We start from the raw sequence: 15,389 nt of genomic DNA on the forward strand, positions 1-15,389 counted from the left end.
GACATCGGGCAGTCGCTCGATGAGATCGTCGAGCAACCAGTCGAGGCTACGGGGCTTGGAGGTTGTCACCGGCACCTTCTTGTCGATCGGACTGCGTGGTACGTATGTCTATCTCGACCCGATTCGTACGGCCCTGGCGGGTACCGCTCTCGATCGCCGACATCAGGTTGCGGGCCTCGTCGGCGGACCGTCGGCGCGGCGAACGCGCGGACCCGGTCCGCGCGCCGGCGCTGCCCGCGGCGGCCTCCTCGGCGACGCGCTGCCGCCGGGGCAGCGCCGGTTTGTCCTGCGACGGGCGCACGGTCCATTCCGCCGTCGGGTCGAATGTCGGGACCGACTTCGCCGCGTAAGCGGGTCGCGAGAGAGCATCCTCGGCCGCGGCATCGCGCTCGTCGGACCGCTCGTCGCCGATGGCGACGAGGGTATTGGGGATCAGCACGATCGCTTTGACGCCGCCGTAGTCGGATTCGGTCAGCCGCACCGAGATCCCGTGGCGCTGTGACAGTTTCGCGACCACGAACAGTCCGAGCCTGGCGTCGGTCGACAACGCGGCCACGCTGAAGTCCGGCGGCTCGGTCAGCAACGCGTTGCGTTCGGCGAGTTCGGCCGCCGACATGCCCAGCCCCTGATCGGCGATCTCGACGGCCACCCCCTTGCCGACCTGATTGCCCGAGATCTCGACCCGCGACTGCGGCGGCGAGAAGGCGGTGGCGTTATCGGTGAGTTCGGCGATGAGATGGATGACGTCGGCCACCGCGCCGCCGATGATCCGCAGATCCGGCAGCTTTCCCGTATTGATCCGGGTGTAATCCAGACTCTCCGCCACCGAACCCCGGACCACGTCGATGATGGGCACCGGATTGCGCCAGCGCCGACCGGGTTTCTCGCCGCCGAGGATGATCAGATTCTCGGCGTTGCGGCGTGAACGGGTGGCAAGGTGGTCGAGCTGGAACAGCACCTCCAGCTTCTTCGGATCCTCTTCCTCGCGTTCGGCGGTATCCAACAGGGCGAGTTGGCGGTGCACGATGACCTGGCTGCGATGGGCGATGTTCAGGAAGACCGCGTTGACACCGGAGCGGGTCTGGGATTCGGCCACGGCGGCGGCGACGGCGGAGGTGTTGGCGCGGTTGAACGCGTCGGCGATCTGGCCGATCTCGTCACCGCCGAAATCCAGCGGCGCCATCTCGACGTTGCTGTCGGTCTGCGAGCCGTCGCTGAGGGCGCGAATGGTGTTGGGCAGCTGCTCATCGGCGAGTTCGAGGGTCTGCTCGCGCAGCCGACGCATCCGTTTGATGAGCCGATTGGTCAACCACAGCGCCGCCAGGAACGCGAGCAGGGTGAGCAGTACCACCGCGATCGCGCCGTAGAGGGAATCCTGTTCGCGCTCCTCCCCCGCCGCGATGGCGCGGGCGTGCGCGTCGGCGCTCTGGTCCTGCCACAGTTTCAGCAGCGCGGAACGGATTTCGGTGGTGGCGTCGGTCCATTCGCCGATGCTCAGCGGCAGTTCCGCCGGAGCGGACGCGGCGGCGCGTCGGGTGGTGTTCGTGGTCGACGCGCGACCGCCGACGGGGTCGTCCGACGAGGTCGCCGTGGTGTCCGGCGCGGCGAGCACACCGCGAGCGATGAGCGCGTCGCCCATCGCGACGAGTTGCTGCCATGCCCGGCTGTCGGTGATCGCGGCGAGTTGAGCCTGCCGCTGCCCGGTCAGGATCGCGTTCGCGTAGATCAGTTCGGCGCGGGCGTCGCTGATATTGCGTGTGAAATCGGCGAATTGGATCGGGGTGATCCGGTTCGTGATCAACGCGGTCGACCCGATGCTGAGCCCTTTCGAGATCGCCTCGGCGGCGCGCAGCATCGGGATCCCGCGCACCATGTCCACCGCGATGGCGGCATCGGGCGCGACCGTCGCGGCGATCAGGTTCCCCGACACGATGGTGTCGATGATCGCGCTGAACGCGCCGAAGACCTGCTCCGACGGCAGCGCACGCGCGTCGATCCCACCGCGCAGCATCGGCATCGACCTGAGCAATTGATCGATACCGGACATGTCGTCGGCGAGTTCGGGCCGCACCTCGGCCGAGGTCTGGCTGTAGGTGAGCAGGTACGCCAGCGCGCTGTCGGAATTCTTTCTGGCGGTGACCAGGGTGTTGTTCGCGGATTCGTCACCGGCCAGCACCAGCATGGTCGCGGCCCGCTCGGACTGGAACGCCTCGATCATGGCAATCGCGGGCGCGGTCGTCTCGCCCGCGAACTCCGCCCAATCCTTGGATTTACGTCCGTCCTGGATCAGGTACACCGCCGCGCCGATGCCGACGCCGAGCAGCGCGATGCTGGGGATCAGCACGATGACGAGCAACCTCGCTCGCACTCCGAGCGGTGTGCGCCGCCCTCCGCGAGCGAGCACCGCCGCCGAGAACCCCCGAAAGAACTTGCTACCGAACACCAATGATCGTGCCTACTTCTGGGCGTTCCGCCCCTTTGTGACCGGTCTACCGAATCGCGAGTCGCATGTGTCTCACGTCACCTTATCCTCGAGTAACTGAGTTACGCAGAGAAATTCCGATAACTGGACAATCGCCGCGCGGCCGGCACGGGCGATCGGCACTACACCGCCGCGGGCACATCCACGGCGGTTCCCCGAATACGGGCCAGGTTCAGCGTTGGCGCCAGCTCAGCGGACCCGGTAGGTCGACGCTGTTCTTCTTGGTGCGCGAGTTCCACGACCACGGACCGATCTTTACTCCCCACGAGGACAGGCCCGACTGGGTGAAATTGAACTTCAGCGGTCCGAAGGATTTGCGCTGACGGAATCTGATGGGCATACGGCCTCCCTGACTTGTCCCCAGGGTAGCCGATCGAGGTTGGCTCCCAAGGGTTTCGCCGCATCCGTCACACTCAGTCGATGGCGCATCCCGCGATGGGCTTGTCGGCGAGGCGGTCGAGCAGATAGGTGATCGCGTTGTCCGGGCCGAAACCGTCGATGATCTCGGGACCGAAATGCGCGGGAATGGTCGCGCCGGGCAGGATCGGCGGCAGATCGTTGGTACGGAAGGTGACGGTGGCGCCGAGGCCGCACCAGTCCTCGGCGAGGCGGCGCGCCTGGTTGTAGGGCACGGTGTCGTCGTTGAGGCCGCTGGTGATCAGCACCGGCGCCGCGGGACGCAGGCCGCCGACCCGCAATTCGGCCAGGGCGCGGTCGGCTTCGGGCATCGTCGCCAGATGTTCGGTGAGCGGACGGCCATCGACGGTGAGCGAACGGGTCTGGAAGAAAGGATGTTTCGTGATCACGTCACCGATGCATTCCTCGCTGAGTTCATCGAGCAGCGCGAGTCCGGCGGGACTGGTGACCCGGTCGACGGCCGCGCGCAGTTCCGGATAGCGGGCGAGCATCCCGTTGATGGCGAATCCGACGACGCCGCCGATCAGTGCGCCGTCGATCTTCTCCAGGATCGCGGACAGGTCCGCGACGGGTCCGCCCGCCCAGGTGCCTTTCAGATTCAGTTCGGGGGCGTAGTCCGGCGCCGATTCGCTCGCCGCGGCCGTCGCACCGCCACCCTGGGAGTATCCCCAGAGCACCACCGGGGTGTCGGGACCGGTTCCCGCGAGCCGGTTGGCGGCGCGCGCCGCGTCGAGCACCGCGTGCGCACCCTCGATCCGGTTGGCGAAAGTATGGATTCCCGGCGTGCCGAGCCCGACGTAGTCGACGACGACGACGCGTGCGCCGAGTCCACTCCACACCGCCGACGAGGGCAGTTCCTGGTTGGCCGATATCCCCGGCGACGGGTCGGTGAACAGGGTCAGTCCCGTGGAGAACGCGACCGACATCGCACAGCGGTCGGCCTGGCCGGAGACGCCGGGGGCGATCACGACGGTCGGACGCTCGCCCGCCCCGAGCCACGGTCCGGTGGCCTCGATGTAGGTGCCGGTGACCGCGACAGGGGAACCGTCCTGTAGCCGCGTGGTGTACATGAGGTGCTGAGCCTTACCGGGCCAACCCCTTTCGGTCGGCACGGTGGCGAACAAGGTCATCGGCTGGGTCCTGACGACACTGCCCGGCTCGGCGGGAAGGTGCGCGGGCGGGGTGTAGAACGCGCTCATCGGAGTCGCTTGCGCCTCCTTCGCGCCGACTCCGACACCGATCCCCACCGCCGCACACGCGACGGCGATCGCCACGGCGAGCCTTCCTGCCTGTCGCCGCAACCGTCCGCCTCGCCAACTCTGCCGATACATCCGCGCCCTCTCGATGAGCCCCACCCCGGCGCCGTCGCCGGACTACTACTTCGCACACGCCTCGACCACTCGTGGGGCCGGTCACAGCGATGCCTTCGGGACAGTAACAGTGTTACGCCTTATTTGAAACCCGCTGGTGTCATAATTTTTCACGACGACCACGGCACCGAGCGAACGAACCAGGTACTGCCGGTACCCGGTCGGCCGGTCACTCCACGAAGTCCTGCCGCCCGCTTAGGGTCGGAAGCATGACTATTCCGAATCTCACCCTGAACAACGGCGTCACGATGCCCGCCATCGGGTTCGGCGTCTACCAGACCCCGCCCGCGGAGACCATCGCCGCGGTCGACACGGCGCTGACCACCGGGTACCGGCATATCGACACGGCGGCGGCGTACGGCAACGAACGGGAGGTCGGCGAAGCGGTCCGCCGCTCCGGGCTCGACCGCGACGACATCTTCCTGGAGACCAAGATCTGGATCTCCGACTTCGGCTACGACGAGACCCTGCGCGGATTCGACAAGGGCGCGGGCAAATTGGGGGTCGACCGGATCGACCTGCTGATCCTGCACCAGGCCCTGCCCGATGAATTCGAGCTGACCATCCAGGCGTACAGGGCGCTGGAGAAGCTCTACGCCGACGGCAAGGTCCGCGCGATCGGCGTCTCCAATTTCATGCCCGACCACCTCACCCGACTACTCGCGGAGACCGAGATCGTGCCCGCGGTCAATCAGATCGAGGTGCACCCCTACTTCCGCCAGTCCGAACTGCTCGCCGTCGACAGCGAGCACGGCATCCTCAACCAGGCCTGGTCCCCGATCGGCGGCATCACCTTCTATCGCGACGGCTCGAAGGGCTCGACCCTGAAGGACCCGGTGATCGGCGAGATCGCCGCCGCGCACGGCAAGTCGCCCGCGCAGGTGATGCTGCGCTGGCACACCCAGCAGGGCAGGCAGGCGATTCCGAAGTCGGTGACGCCCTCGCGCATCGCGGAGAATTTCGACATATTCGACTTCGAACTGAGCGCCGAACAGCTGTCCGCGATCGACGCTCTCGACACCGGCGTCCGCGGCGGCCCCGAACCCGAGGCCATCACCCGCGCGCGATTCGGCATGCCGATCCCGGAGGCCTGACGGCCTCAAAATATTATAAGCAATCTGATATATTGACGCCGTCGATTTTCGTCGAAGGGAAGTACCAGCAGTGACGACACGCCCCACCCGACCCCGCCGCACGACTCTGGCCGTACCGGGATCCAGCCAGAAGATGATCGACAAAGCGCGCGATCTCGGCGCCGATTCGCTGTTCCTCGACCTGGAGGACGCGTGCGCGCCCGCGGCGAAGGCGGACGGGCGCAAGATCATCGCGAGTTCCCTCAACGAGGGCGGATTCGGCGACAAGACCCGCACGGTCCGGGTCAACGACTGGACGACACCGTGGACCTACGCCGACGTGATCGAGGTCGTCGGCAACGCGGGCGCGAATCTGGACTGCCTGATGCTGCCCAAGACGCGCGGCGCCTCCGATGTCGTCGCGCTGGATCTGCTGCTCACCCAGGTCGAGAAGGCCGAGGGGCTCGAGGTCGGGCGGATCGGCCTGGAGATCCAGATCGAGAACGCGCAGGGCCTGCTCGCGCTGGAGGCCATCGCGACCGCGAGCCCGCGCATCGAGACCATCGTCTTCGGCCCGGCCGATTTCATGGCCTCGATCCAGATGAAGACGCTCGTCGTCGGGGAGCAGCCGCCCGGATACGACGTCGGCGACGCCTACCACCACATCCTGATGAGCATTCTGATGGTGGCTCGCGCCCACGATCTGCAAGCCATCGACGGCCCGTACCTCGCCATCAAGGATCTCGACGGTCTGCGCCGCGTCGCCCAGCGTTCGGCCGCACTGGGTTTCGACGGGAAATGGGCGCTGCACCCGACTCAGATCGACGTGCTCAACGAGATCTACAGTCCGCGCCAGGGCGATTACGACCACGCCGAGAACATCCTCGACGCCTACGCCTGGCACACCTCGGGCGCGGGCGGGCATCGCGGCGCGGCCATGCTCGGCGACGAGATGATCGACGAGGCATCGCGCAAGATGGCGCTGGTGGTCTCGGCGAAGGGCAGGGCGGCGGGGATGTCGCGCACCGACGTCTGGAAACCCGCCGAATGAGCGCGAACGCCCGGAGCCGACGATGACCACCCCGCCCAGCGGGTCCGCCGGCCGCCACCGCGCGGCCGAAAGCACCGTCCACGAGGAAGTTTCGGCGGAGCGGTTCCGGTCCGCCTTCCGCGGCCACCCCGGCGGTGTTTCGGTGATCACCGCCGACGCGGGCGCCGGGCCGGTCGCGTTGACGGCGACCTCGGTCGCGTCGGTCAGCGTCGAGCCGCCCGCGCTGACGTTCTCGGTCTCCGAACAGTCCTCCAGCGCGCCCACTCTGCGCGAGGCCGACACCGTCGTGGTGCATCTACTCGCCGCCGACCAACTCGATCTCGCCGAACTGGGGGCGACCAGCGGAATCGACCGATTCGCCGATACCTCGATCTGGCGGCGACTGCCCACCGGTGAACCGTATTTCCCCGCCGCGCGCACCTGGATGCGCGGGCGGATCACCGCACGGCTGGATGTCGGCGACCCGCGCAGTTCGAGCGTGCTCGTCGTCGAGGCGCTGGAGATCTCGGGCGACGACGACCGGGGCGAGGCCGCCGCGCTCGTGTATCACGATCGGGTGTGGCACCGGCTCGGAGCGCATTCCCGGATCGCGGGGTAGGGCGGCTACCCGGACGGGGCGCCGAGTTCGGTGTCGGCCAGACGCGCGCTCAGCAGTTCGGCGGCGGCGCGGAAATGTTCCTCGGTGACGGTGCGCGCGGCGACCGAATCGCCTTTCGCGAGTGCGGAGACGAGCAGTTCGTGGTCCTCCACCGAACACGGCACCTGTTCGGGGAACAGTTCGAAGAAACGCCTCGGCACCATCCGTCCGGCGTCACCGAGCATCCCCTGCAATCGCGTCGAACCGCAGGCCCGGTTGATCTCGCGATGGAACAGCCAGTTCAGGGTCGCGACATCCTCGCCCGCCTGCGCGGCGATGCGGATCTCGCGATGGAGTTCGCGCACCCGCAGCAGCTGACGCGGCGTGATCTTCTGCGCCGCCCACTGCGCGGCCACACCCGACAGCGCGGCCATCAGGGTGAAGTTCTCCAGCGTCGATTCGGCCGACACCCCGATCACGATGATGCCGCTGCGCTGCGCGACCCGCACCAGACCCTCCTGCGCCAGCACGAGACACGCCTCGCGCACGGGCGTACGGCTGGTGCCGAATTCGGCGGCGGTGGCGTCGAGATCGATGCGGGAGTCGCGGGCGAGTTCGCCCGCGAGGATGCGTTCGCGCAGGACGTCGGCGAGACGTTCGCGTTCGGTGCGTTTACCGCCCGCCTTGTCGTCGACCTCACCGACCGGCCACGGACCGCGCTCGGGGGCCGTCATCGACCGCACCGGCCCGGGTATCGCACGACCGCGCTCGCGCGCGAAGGATCCGGCGACGCGTCGACCCGGGAGAACTCCATCGGGCCATTCTCGCGCACCGCGTCCCGGCGTCGGCAGACACCCGTCTTCGCTCACCTCCCGGCATCGTGGTCGAGCTTGACAACGGCGCTCGACCTCTTAAATATATCAGTCATATTCTGATATATCTTCCGACGAGAGGGCTCCCGATGTCCACACCAAGATCCGACCGCATGACGCTGGTGGCCTTCATGCAGGCGTCGAACGTGTCGGTGTACTCCGGTTCGTGGCGCTACCCGAGCTCGGCGCCGGACTACCTGAACCTGCGCTACTACCAGCGCATCGCGCGCACGCTCGAAGACGGCTGTTTCGATCTGATGTTCTTCGACGACCGGCTCGCGATGCCCGCGATCTACAACAACTCGGTGGCCGACGCCGTCAAATACGGTGCGCGCCCGATCAAACTGGATCTCACCGCCGTCCTCGGCGCCGCCGCGGCCGCCACCGAACACCTCGGACTCGGCGCGACCTACTCGACCACCTACTACGAACCGTTCCACGTCGCACGGACCTTCGCGACGCTGGACCACCTCAGCGGCGGGCGGGCCGCGTGGAATGTGGTCACCTCGGTCAACGACGCGGAAGCCCAGAACTTCAGCGTCGACGCGCATTCCGAACACGATCGGCGCTACGACCGCGCCGAGGAGTTCATCGACGTGGTCACCAAGCTCTGGGACTCGTGGGAAGACGACGCCATCACCGGCGACAAGGAGTCCGGTGTCTTCGCCGACCCCGACAAGGTCCACGAACTGCATCACAAGGGCGAATTCTTCACCGTGCGCGGGCCGCTGACCGTGCCGCGCACCCCCCAGGGTCGCCCGGTGATCATCCAGGCGGGTCAGTCCGGACGCGGGCGCGGTTTCGCGGCGAAATGGGCCGATCTCATCTTCACCGGTGATCCCAGCCAGGCGGTCGCCACCGAGCACTACCGCCAGCAGAAGGAACTGATCGCCGAGTCCGGGCGCGAACCCGATTCCGTGCGCATCCTGCCGATGGTCTACGTCATCGTCGGCGAGACCGAGCAGATCGCCGCCGAGAAGGAGGCCATCTTCCTCGACGAACTCGTGCATCCGATGGCCTCGTTGACGCTGCTGTCCGAGGTCACCAACCACGATTTCTCCGGGCATTCGCTCGATGACGTCGTCACCGACGAACTCATCGATTCGGTCTCGGGCATCCGCGGTCTGGTCCAGGGGGTCAAACGCCACGTGGGCGATCAGCCGCTGACCCTGCGCGTGCTCGCCAACCATCGCGCCACCCTGTTGCAGGGGCCGCGCTTCGTGGGCACCGGCGCGCAGATCGCCGAACAGATGCAGCAGTGGTTCGAGTCGCGGTCCTGCGACGGATTCGTCGTCGCCGCCACGCATTTCCCCGGGGCGTTCGAGGATTTCGTCCGGCTCGTCATCCCCGAACTCCAGCGGCGCGGACTCGCCCGGACCGAATACAGCGGCGCCACCCTGCGCGAGAACCTCGGACTCGAGCGACCGGCCAACGTCTTCGCCCAGGGGGTGCCCGCCGGTGTCTGACACCACCTCCGCACCACGTAGCCGGATGCTGGAAGGCATCCGGGTGCTCGATATGGCCACCCTCGCCGCCGCGCCGCTTGCCGCCACCTACCTCGGCGAATTCGGCGCGGAGGTGATCAAGATCGAACAGCCGCGCGGGGGCGATCCGATCCGGGGCTGGGGCGCGCAGAAGGACGGCGTCGGCCTGATGTGGAAGAGCATCGGGCGTAACAAGAAGTCGGTGACCGTCGACCTGCGTACCGCCGAAGGGCAGTCCCTCGTCCGCGATCTGGCGCGCACCTGCGATGTCGTCGTCGCCAACACCCGACCGCACACACTGCGACGGTGGGGCCTGGACTACGACACGCTGCGCGAGGTCGACAGCCGCGTCGTCATGCTGCATATCACCGGTTACGGGCTCACCGGCCCGAAATCGACACGTCCCGGTTTCGGCACCCTCGGCGAGGCCATGAGCGGATTCGCCCACACCACGGGCGAATCCGACGGCCCGCCGACCCTGCCCTCGTTCATGCTCGCCGACGGCGTCGCCTCGCTGAACGCCGCGTACGCGGTCATGATGGCGCTCTACCACCGCGACGTGCACGGCGCGGACGGTCAGTTGATCGATATCAACCTCATCGATCCACTCGCCCGACTACTGGAACAGTCGCTGGTCACCTACGACCAGACGGCCACGATTCCCCGGCGGGCGGGCAACAAGTGGGATATCTCGGCCCCGCGCAACACCTACCGCACCGAGGACGACAGGTGGCTGGCCATGTCGGGCAGCGCGCCCACCATCGCGCTGCGCGTCTTCCGTGCGATCGGTCGCGCCGATCTGGCCGAGGATCCCGACTTCTCGGATCCGCAGCGCAGGCTGGCCCGCTCCGCCGAGGTGGACGCTGTTGTCGCCGAATGGGTTTCCCAGCGCACGCTCGCGGACGCGATGGCGGTGTTCGAGAAATTCGAGATCGCCGCCGCCCCGGTCTACGACGTGTCGGAACTGATCGACGACGAGCAGATGCGTCACCGCGAGGTGTTCGTCCGCATCGAGGACACCCAGCTCGACAGCATGCTCGTGCAGGCGCCGGTGCCCCGGTTCTCCGACAGCGCGGGCATCGTCGACGGGCTCGGCCCCGAACTCGGCGCGCACACCGCGTCGGTGCTGAGCGAACTACTCGGCCTGTCCGACGCCGATATCGACGCCCTGCGACAGCGCGACGTCATCTGATCACCCACCCGTTTCAGGAGAGATGGACATGATTGCCTTCCGCAGGCGTTCGGAACTGGCCACGCCCGCCACCAACGACCGGATGTTCGCCAAAGCGGCGGCCTCCGACGCCGACCTGGTCTTCCTCGATCTGGAGGACGCCGTCGCCCCGGCGCTGCGCGAACAAGCCCGCGCCAAAGCCGTCACCGCGCTCAACGATCAGGACTGGGGATCGACCGCGCGCGCGGTGCGTATCAACGGCATCGACACCAGATGGGCCTACGGCGACATCATCGAGATCGTCACCGGGGCGCGCGAGAACCTCGACACGATCATCGTGCCCAAGGTGACAGCGGCCCGCGACGTCTGGTGGGTCGACGTACTGCTCACCCAGATCGAGGCCACCCTCGGCCTGACCGAACAGATCCGCCTCGAAGTTCTCATCGAGGACGTGGCCGGAGTCGCCAACGCCCAGGCCATCGCGACCGCGAGTCCGCGACTGGACGCCCTGATCTTCGGCGCGGGCGATCTCTCGGTCTCCCAGCGCGCCCGGGTCGACACCAATTTCAAACCGCGCGTCAGCTACCCCGGCGATTTCTGGCACTACGCCAGGATGCAGGTGCTGACCGCCGCCCGGGTCGGCGGACTCCTCGCCATCGACGCGCCCTACCCGGATTTCAAGGACGAGAAGGGGTACGCCGAGGACGCCGAACACGCCGCCGCGCTCGGCTTCGACGGCAAATGGGCGATCCACCCGGCGCAGATCGCCATCGCCAACGAGGTGTTCTCCCCCACCGAAGCCGAAATCCAGCGGGCGCGACGGAATCTGGACGCCTATCGTGCGGCCGAGGCGCAGGGGCTCGGCGCGACCAGTGTCGACGGACAACTCGTCGACGCCGCGCACGTGAAACTCGCCGAGGCGGTTCTCGCGCAAGTGCCGGGGGCATAGGGTCACCATGACGACGAAGACGCGGTAACCGTGATGCGCCGACAATCTCGACCGGCACCCGTGGTCGGCCTGCTCGACAGACGAACCGCCGACCACCCGGTGACCTGGGTCGTCGGCGCACCGGATACCGGCGCGCTCGAACACGCCGTCCGGATCAGGGCGCAGGATCTGCGCGACGCGCAACGACAGTCGACGCGCGTCCGCGCCGGGTCGTCGACGCCGCCGCTGGTTCTGCTCGATATCGTTGTGCTCGTCGATATCTCGGCGGACGCGGCGCGCGGGCACCTGCCCGACTCGTCCGATATCGCCGACGATCCGCCGATATCGTCCACCAGCTATGTCGGCACCGTCACCGGACTCTGCGGGCTGATCCGCGATCTGCATGTGCTGGGGATCGCGGACGGTGTCCTGCTGATCCCGCTGCGCCCGGATCCGACGGTCGATCTGGTGCAGAGTTCGCTGCCGCTGTTCTTCACGCCGAGCTGACGGCACCTCGCGGGTGGGACGGCGATCCCGAGTCCGTCACCCGTACACACGCTCCCGTGGCCGCCGGATCTGTCGGCCCCGGACGTTACTCTGCCGGAATGGTCAGTCCCGATACGGCTCTGCGCCGCCTGCTGCGGGAGACGGGAAAACTGCTCGAGCCGTACGGCTTCGGCGGCTCCGAACCCACCTGGATCCGGGTCGAACCGGGTGGAGTCGCCTCGGTCGGACGCACCCGGGTCTCCCGCACCTGGACCGACGGACAGCAGACGCTCCGATTCGGCCTGCACCTCGACGCCACCCCGGCCGCCTGGTGGGAGTTCCGCAACTGGCGCGATACCCGCCTCGGACTCGCCCCGACGTCACTGGAGAACGCCACCGGCCCCGGTCTCGTCGAGCCACACCCGCCCACCCTGGAACAGCCCGAGCCGTGGTCGCTGCGGGTGGATCCGGAGCGGGCGGGTCAACACGCGGCACAGGCCGATATCGACGTCATCCGCGCCGAACTCCCCCGCCGCGTACACGCCTACGCCCGCCGCGCCATCGCGCTGATACAGCCCGACCGGTACCTCGACGAATTGCTGGCCCGCCCGGAACCCGATCTCGACACGCGACGCGCGATCGTCGTCCTGCTCGCCGACCGCGGACCGGGACCGGAACTCGACGACGCGATACACCTGCTGCGGCAAGCGATCTCGGAACAGGAGGCATCGGAGTACGCGGAGGAGGTCGTCACCTACGCCCGCACCCGCGCCGCCCTGGTCTGATCGGCAAATCCGATGGGCCCGCGAACGGACTTCGGCGGAGTTGCCTCCGGTTCGCGGACGTGCGGAGGCAAGGGGCGCGAGGTGGTCGCCCACCCCCTCATCGACGAGGGCGACCACCGACTACGCCCCCGAATCCCGGTGATCGCGGGTGAGCGTCGCGCGGACGATCACCTGTCGAGCACCGAGGATAAGGTGACCCTAACCTACGGGAATCGCCGACGCCAGCTGTTCGCTCGACCACCCCTGTTGCCCGGCCCGTCCGGTCGGCGTTACGTTTCGCGGTAGTAGTTCGCCGTCGCACCGCCACACCCCGGAAGGCATCGAATGTCTCGGCAAGCCCTCATGGTCATGGATATCCAGAACGCCGTGGTCGCCCGGTACCCCGATCCCGGCTACCTGCCCCGGCTGCGCGAGGCCGTCGCCCGCGCTCGGGCAGGCGGCATTCCGGTGATCCACGTCGTCGTCGGATTCCGGCCCGGATATCCCGAGATCAGTGCGAACAACAAGATGTTCGGCGGACTCGCGCGACGGGCGGCCGCCGCGGGCGAGGAGGCGGGGATGGCGATCCACCCCGAGGTCACGCCCGAACCCGGCGATATCGTCGTCACCAAACGGCGGGTCAGCGCCTTCGCGGGCAGCGATCTCGACGTGGTGCTGCGCGCGGGTGGTATCGATCATCTGGTGCTGACCGGTATCGCGACCAGCGGAGTCGTCCTGTCCACGCTGCGAGAGGCCGCCGACCGCGATCTCACGCTGACCGTGCTCGCCGACGCCTGTCTGGACTCGGACCCCGAGGTGCACCGGGTGCTGACCGAGAAGGTCTTCCCGATGCAGGCCGAGGTCACCACGGTCGCGGAATGGACACCCGCCTAGAACTCGGGCAGCACCCGCGACGCGAGAAGTTCCAGCGACAGATCCGACCCGCGGTCATGGGTGAACAGGATGACCTGACCGAAGCCGGTTTCCCGTAGTTCCCGCAGGCGTTCGACCACCTCGGGCGCGGTGCCGACGAGTCCGCCCTCGGCCAGCCCGTACGCGGGTGCGCCGAAACGCTTCTCGGCCTTGGCCTTGACCTCGGCCACCGAGGCGTCGTCCGGGGCCAGCGCCATCACGGCTTGCAGCGACAGCGTGATCGACGCCAGGTCGCGGCCGATGTCCGCGCAGCACGATCGGAGCACGTCGAGTTTGCGTTCGAGTTCGCCGAGCGCGTAGGTCGGGACATTCCACACGTCGGCGTAGCGGGCGACCAGCGGCAGGGTGTACTTCTCACCGACACCGCCGATGACGATCGGCGGTCGGACCGACGGCGCGGGAACCACGGCGACGTCGCGAACCGAGTAGTGCTCGCCAGTGAAATCGATCCGCCGGTCGGTGAAGGCCTGCGCGAGGATTTCCAGGGTTTCGGCCAGCCGACCCGAGCGATCGGCGAACGATCCCCACGGCAGGCCCGCCCGTTCGTGTTCGTCCGCGATGGAGCCGCTGCCGAGTCCGAGCGCGAAGCGGCCCGGTGCGATCTCGGCGAGCGTGGACGCCATCTGAGCCAGCAGCGCCGGATGACGGAATTGGTTGCACAGCACCAAGTGGCCGATGGTGAGCCGTTCGGTGCGGCTGAGCAGTGCCGTGGCCAGGGTCCAGGCTTCCAGCGACGGGAGGTCGGGGGCGCCGGGTCCGTACAGGTGGTCGTAGATCCACAGCGAGCCGATGCCGAGTTCGGCGCAGCGTTGCGCGCGATGGAGCAGCTCGGGATAGGTGAAACCGATCTGCGGCAGGTAGACGCCGATATCGAGATCGCTCATCGGCGCGCTCCCACCCGGTATCCCGGTGTGCGAGCGCACTCACCGTGTCGGCCGGTCGACCCCTGTCCCGCCACATACATCGTCGTGTTCACCCTTTCCATCGGTCCGATATCTCTCGCGTCGCTCGGCCCCGCGCATACCGACGACGTCACCACGATGACCTCATGCGAGGACTCGGCGCAGGAAGTCGTCGACGTCGGCGCGGGCGAGCCCCGGAGTCGTGCGGTGGTCACCGTCGTTCACCCGGAATTCGTAGCGGGTGCCCGCCGCGCTCATCCTGGCCAGCAGCACGGCCGTCGCCGGAATCGGAACGGCGAGGTCGGCGTAGCCGTGGGCGAGGAAGATCGGGCGGTCGTACCCGTGGCTGCGCACGGCGTCGACGGTCGCGGTGGCCTCGGTGCGCAGATGCGGCACCGCGAGAACTCCCGTCGCCAGGGTGGTGCCGCCGGTGGGGGCCTCGGTGCGGTATGCGAGAACGGTGATCTCGCCCGCGTTGTCGAGATCGAAGCTCGGTGCGTGCCGACCGGTGAGCACGCCGGTCTCGGCCGACTCGACGGCGGGTTCGGCGGCCGCCGAACCGATGGCCGCGAGGGGCATAATCATCACGAAAACCGTTGTCATCACACGTAAGAACATGTTCGTCGACACAGTAACCATGGTCCCCGCCGTTATCGGAACTTCATTACCCTGATATGAGAACACCATTTCCATCGGTGATAAGATGCTAACCATACGCCCGATTGACGGGTTGGGGACACAGCGGAGTGAACCGATGGCAGAAGTATCGACCACGCCAACCCACCACGGCGGCCTCGAAACGTGGACGACCCCCATGCGAACACTACGACCGGGGCACGGAACCACCCATCACCGCGCGGACGGCCTCTTGTCGCCGAC

At 67.7% G+C, this 15,389-nt stretch carries 15 protein-coding genes; 9 read left to right on the forward strand and 6 right to left on the reverse strand.

Going from position 1 to position 15,389, the window contains the following annotated elements; all coding sequences use genetic code 11:
• Window positions 1-46 precede the first annotated feature (46 nt).
• From DAT37_RS04215 to DAT37_RS04225, 3 genes are all read right to left on the reverse strand, one after another.
• Window positions 47-2,368: a sensor histidine kinase gene (locus DAT37_RS04215; protein WP_232839510.1), complete on the reverse strand. Its 2,322-nt coding sequence runs from the start codon at window positions 2,366-2,368 to the stop codon at window positions 47-49.
• 286 nt (window positions 2,369-2,654) lie between these two features.
• Window positions 2,655-2,822, reverse strand: coding sequence for a DUF4236 domain-containing protein (locus DAT37_RS04220; RefSeq protein ID WP_109523360.1), 168 nt, complete (start codon window positions 2,820-2,822; stop codon window positions 2,655-2,657).
• Between the two features lie 73 nt (window positions 2,823-2,895).
• Window positions 2,896-4,230 carry a lipase family protein gene (locus DAT37_RS04225; protein WP_109523361.1) on the reverse strand — a complete coding sequence of 445 codons (1,335 nt, stop codon included), beginning with the start codon at window positions 4,228-4,230 and terminating at the stop codon, window positions 2,896-2,898.
• A gap of 248 nt (window positions 4,231-4,478) precedes the next feature.
• On the opposite strand from DAT37_RS04225, the gene DAT37_RS04230 reads away from it, so the two are divergent.
• The 3 genes from DAT37_RS04230 (at window position 4,479) to DAT37_RS04240 (ending at window position 6,991) form a co-directional block, all read left to right on the forward strand.
• Window positions 4,479-5,363 carry an aldo/keto reductase gene (locus DAT37_RS04230; protein ID WP_109523362.1) on the forward strand — a complete coding sequence of 295 codons (885 nt, stop codon included), beginning with the start codon at window positions 4,479-4,481 and terminating at the stop codon, window positions 5,361-5,363.
• Window positions 5,364-5,433: 70 nt separating this feature from the next.
• Window positions 5,434-6,393, forward strand: a complete 960-nt coding sequence (locus DAT37_RS04235) for an HpcH/HpaI aldolase/citrate lyase family protein (RefSeq protein ID WP_109523363.1) — start codon at window positions 5,434-5,436, stop codon at window positions 6,391-6,393.
• Window positions 6,394-6,415: 22 nt separating this feature from the next.
• Complete coding sequence (locus DAT37_RS04240) at window positions 6,416-6,991, forward strand: flavin reductase family protein (RefSeq protein ID WP_109523364.1); 576 nt, start codon at window positions 6,416-6,418, stop codon at window positions 6,989-6,991.
• Between the two features lie 5 nt (window positions 6,992-6,996).
• Here DAT37_RS04240 and DAT37_RS04245 read toward each other — a convergent pair whose 3' ends face one another.
• Window positions 6,997-7,704, reverse strand: a complete 708-nt coding sequence (locus DAT37_RS04245) for a GntR family transcriptional regulator (RefSeq protein ID WP_109523365.1) — start codon at window positions 7,702-7,704, stop codon at window positions 6,997-6,999.
• Between the two features lie 227 nt (window positions 7,705-7,931).
• On the opposite strand from DAT37_RS04245, the gene DAT37_RS04250 reads away from it, so the two are divergent.
• The 6 genes from DAT37_RS04250 to DAT37_RS04275 all read left to right on the forward strand — a co-directional run bounded on the left by DAT37_RS04250 (window position 7,932) and on the right by DAT37_RS04275 (window position 13,569).
• Window positions 7,932-9,308 (forward strand): LLM class flavin-dependent oxidoreductase, encoded by a 1,377-nt coding sequence (locus tag DAT37_RS04250; protein WP_198654092.1) that lies wholly within the window; start codon window positions 7,932-7,934, stop codon window positions 9,306-9,308.
• 25 nt (window positions 9,309-9,333) lie between these two features.
• Window positions 9,334-10,518, forward strand: a complete 1,185-nt coding sequence (locus DAT37_RS04255; protein WP_109523367.1) for a CaiB/BaiF CoA transferase family protein — start codon at window positions 9,334-9,336, stop codon at window positions 10,516-10,518.
• 28 nt (window positions 10,519-10,546) lie between these two features.
• A complete protein-coding gene (locus DAT37_RS04260; protein WP_198654100.1) occupies window positions 10,547-11,446 on the forward strand; it encodes an HpcH/HpaI aldolase/citrate lyase family protein in 900 nt (299 codons plus the stop codon).
• 33 nt (window positions 11,447-11,479) lie between these two features.
• A complete protein-coding gene (locus DAT37_RS04265) occupies window positions 11,480-11,932 on the forward strand; it encodes a hypothetical protein (protein WP_157978268.1) in 453 nt (150 codons plus the stop codon).
• A gap of 98 nt (window positions 11,933-12,030) precedes the next feature.
• Window positions 12,031-12,696 carry a hypothetical protein gene (locus DAT37_RS04270; protein WP_109523370.1) on the forward strand — a complete coding sequence of 222 codons (666 nt, stop codon included), beginning with the start codon at window positions 12,031-12,033 and terminating at the stop codon, window positions 12,694-12,696.
• Window positions 12,697-13,020: 324 nt separating this feature from the next.
• Window positions 13,021-13,569, forward strand: a complete 549-nt coding sequence (locus DAT37_RS04275) for a cysteine hydrolase family protein (protein WP_109523371.1) — start codon at window positions 13,021-13,023, stop codon at window positions 13,567-13,569.
• Here the strand turns inward: DAT37_RS04275 and DAT37_RS04280 are convergent.
• Both DAT37_RS04280 and DAT37_RS04285 read right to left on the reverse strand, forming a co-directional pair.
• Window positions 13,566-14,492, reverse strand: a complete 927-nt coding sequence (locus tag DAT37_RS04280) for an LLM class flavin-dependent oxidoreductase (RefSeq protein ID WP_109523503.1) — start codon at window positions 14,490-14,492, stop codon at window positions 13,566-13,568. The two genes, DAT37_RS04275 and DAT37_RS04280, sit on opposite strands and share 4 nt — an antisense overlap.
• A 162-nt stretch (window positions 14,493-14,654) precedes the next feature.
• A complete protein-coding gene (locus DAT37_RS04285) occupies window positions 14,655-15,095 on the reverse strand; it encodes a hypothetical protein (RefSeq protein WP_157978269.1) in 441 nt (146 codons plus the stop codon).
• Between the last annotated feature and the right edge of the window lie 294 nt (window positions 15,096-15,389).

Origin of the sequence: Nocardia aurea (assembly GCF_003123685.1) — a bacterium.
GTDB lineage: Bacteria > Actinomycetota > Actinomycetes > Mycobacteriales > Mycobacteriaceae > Nocardia > Nocardia aurea.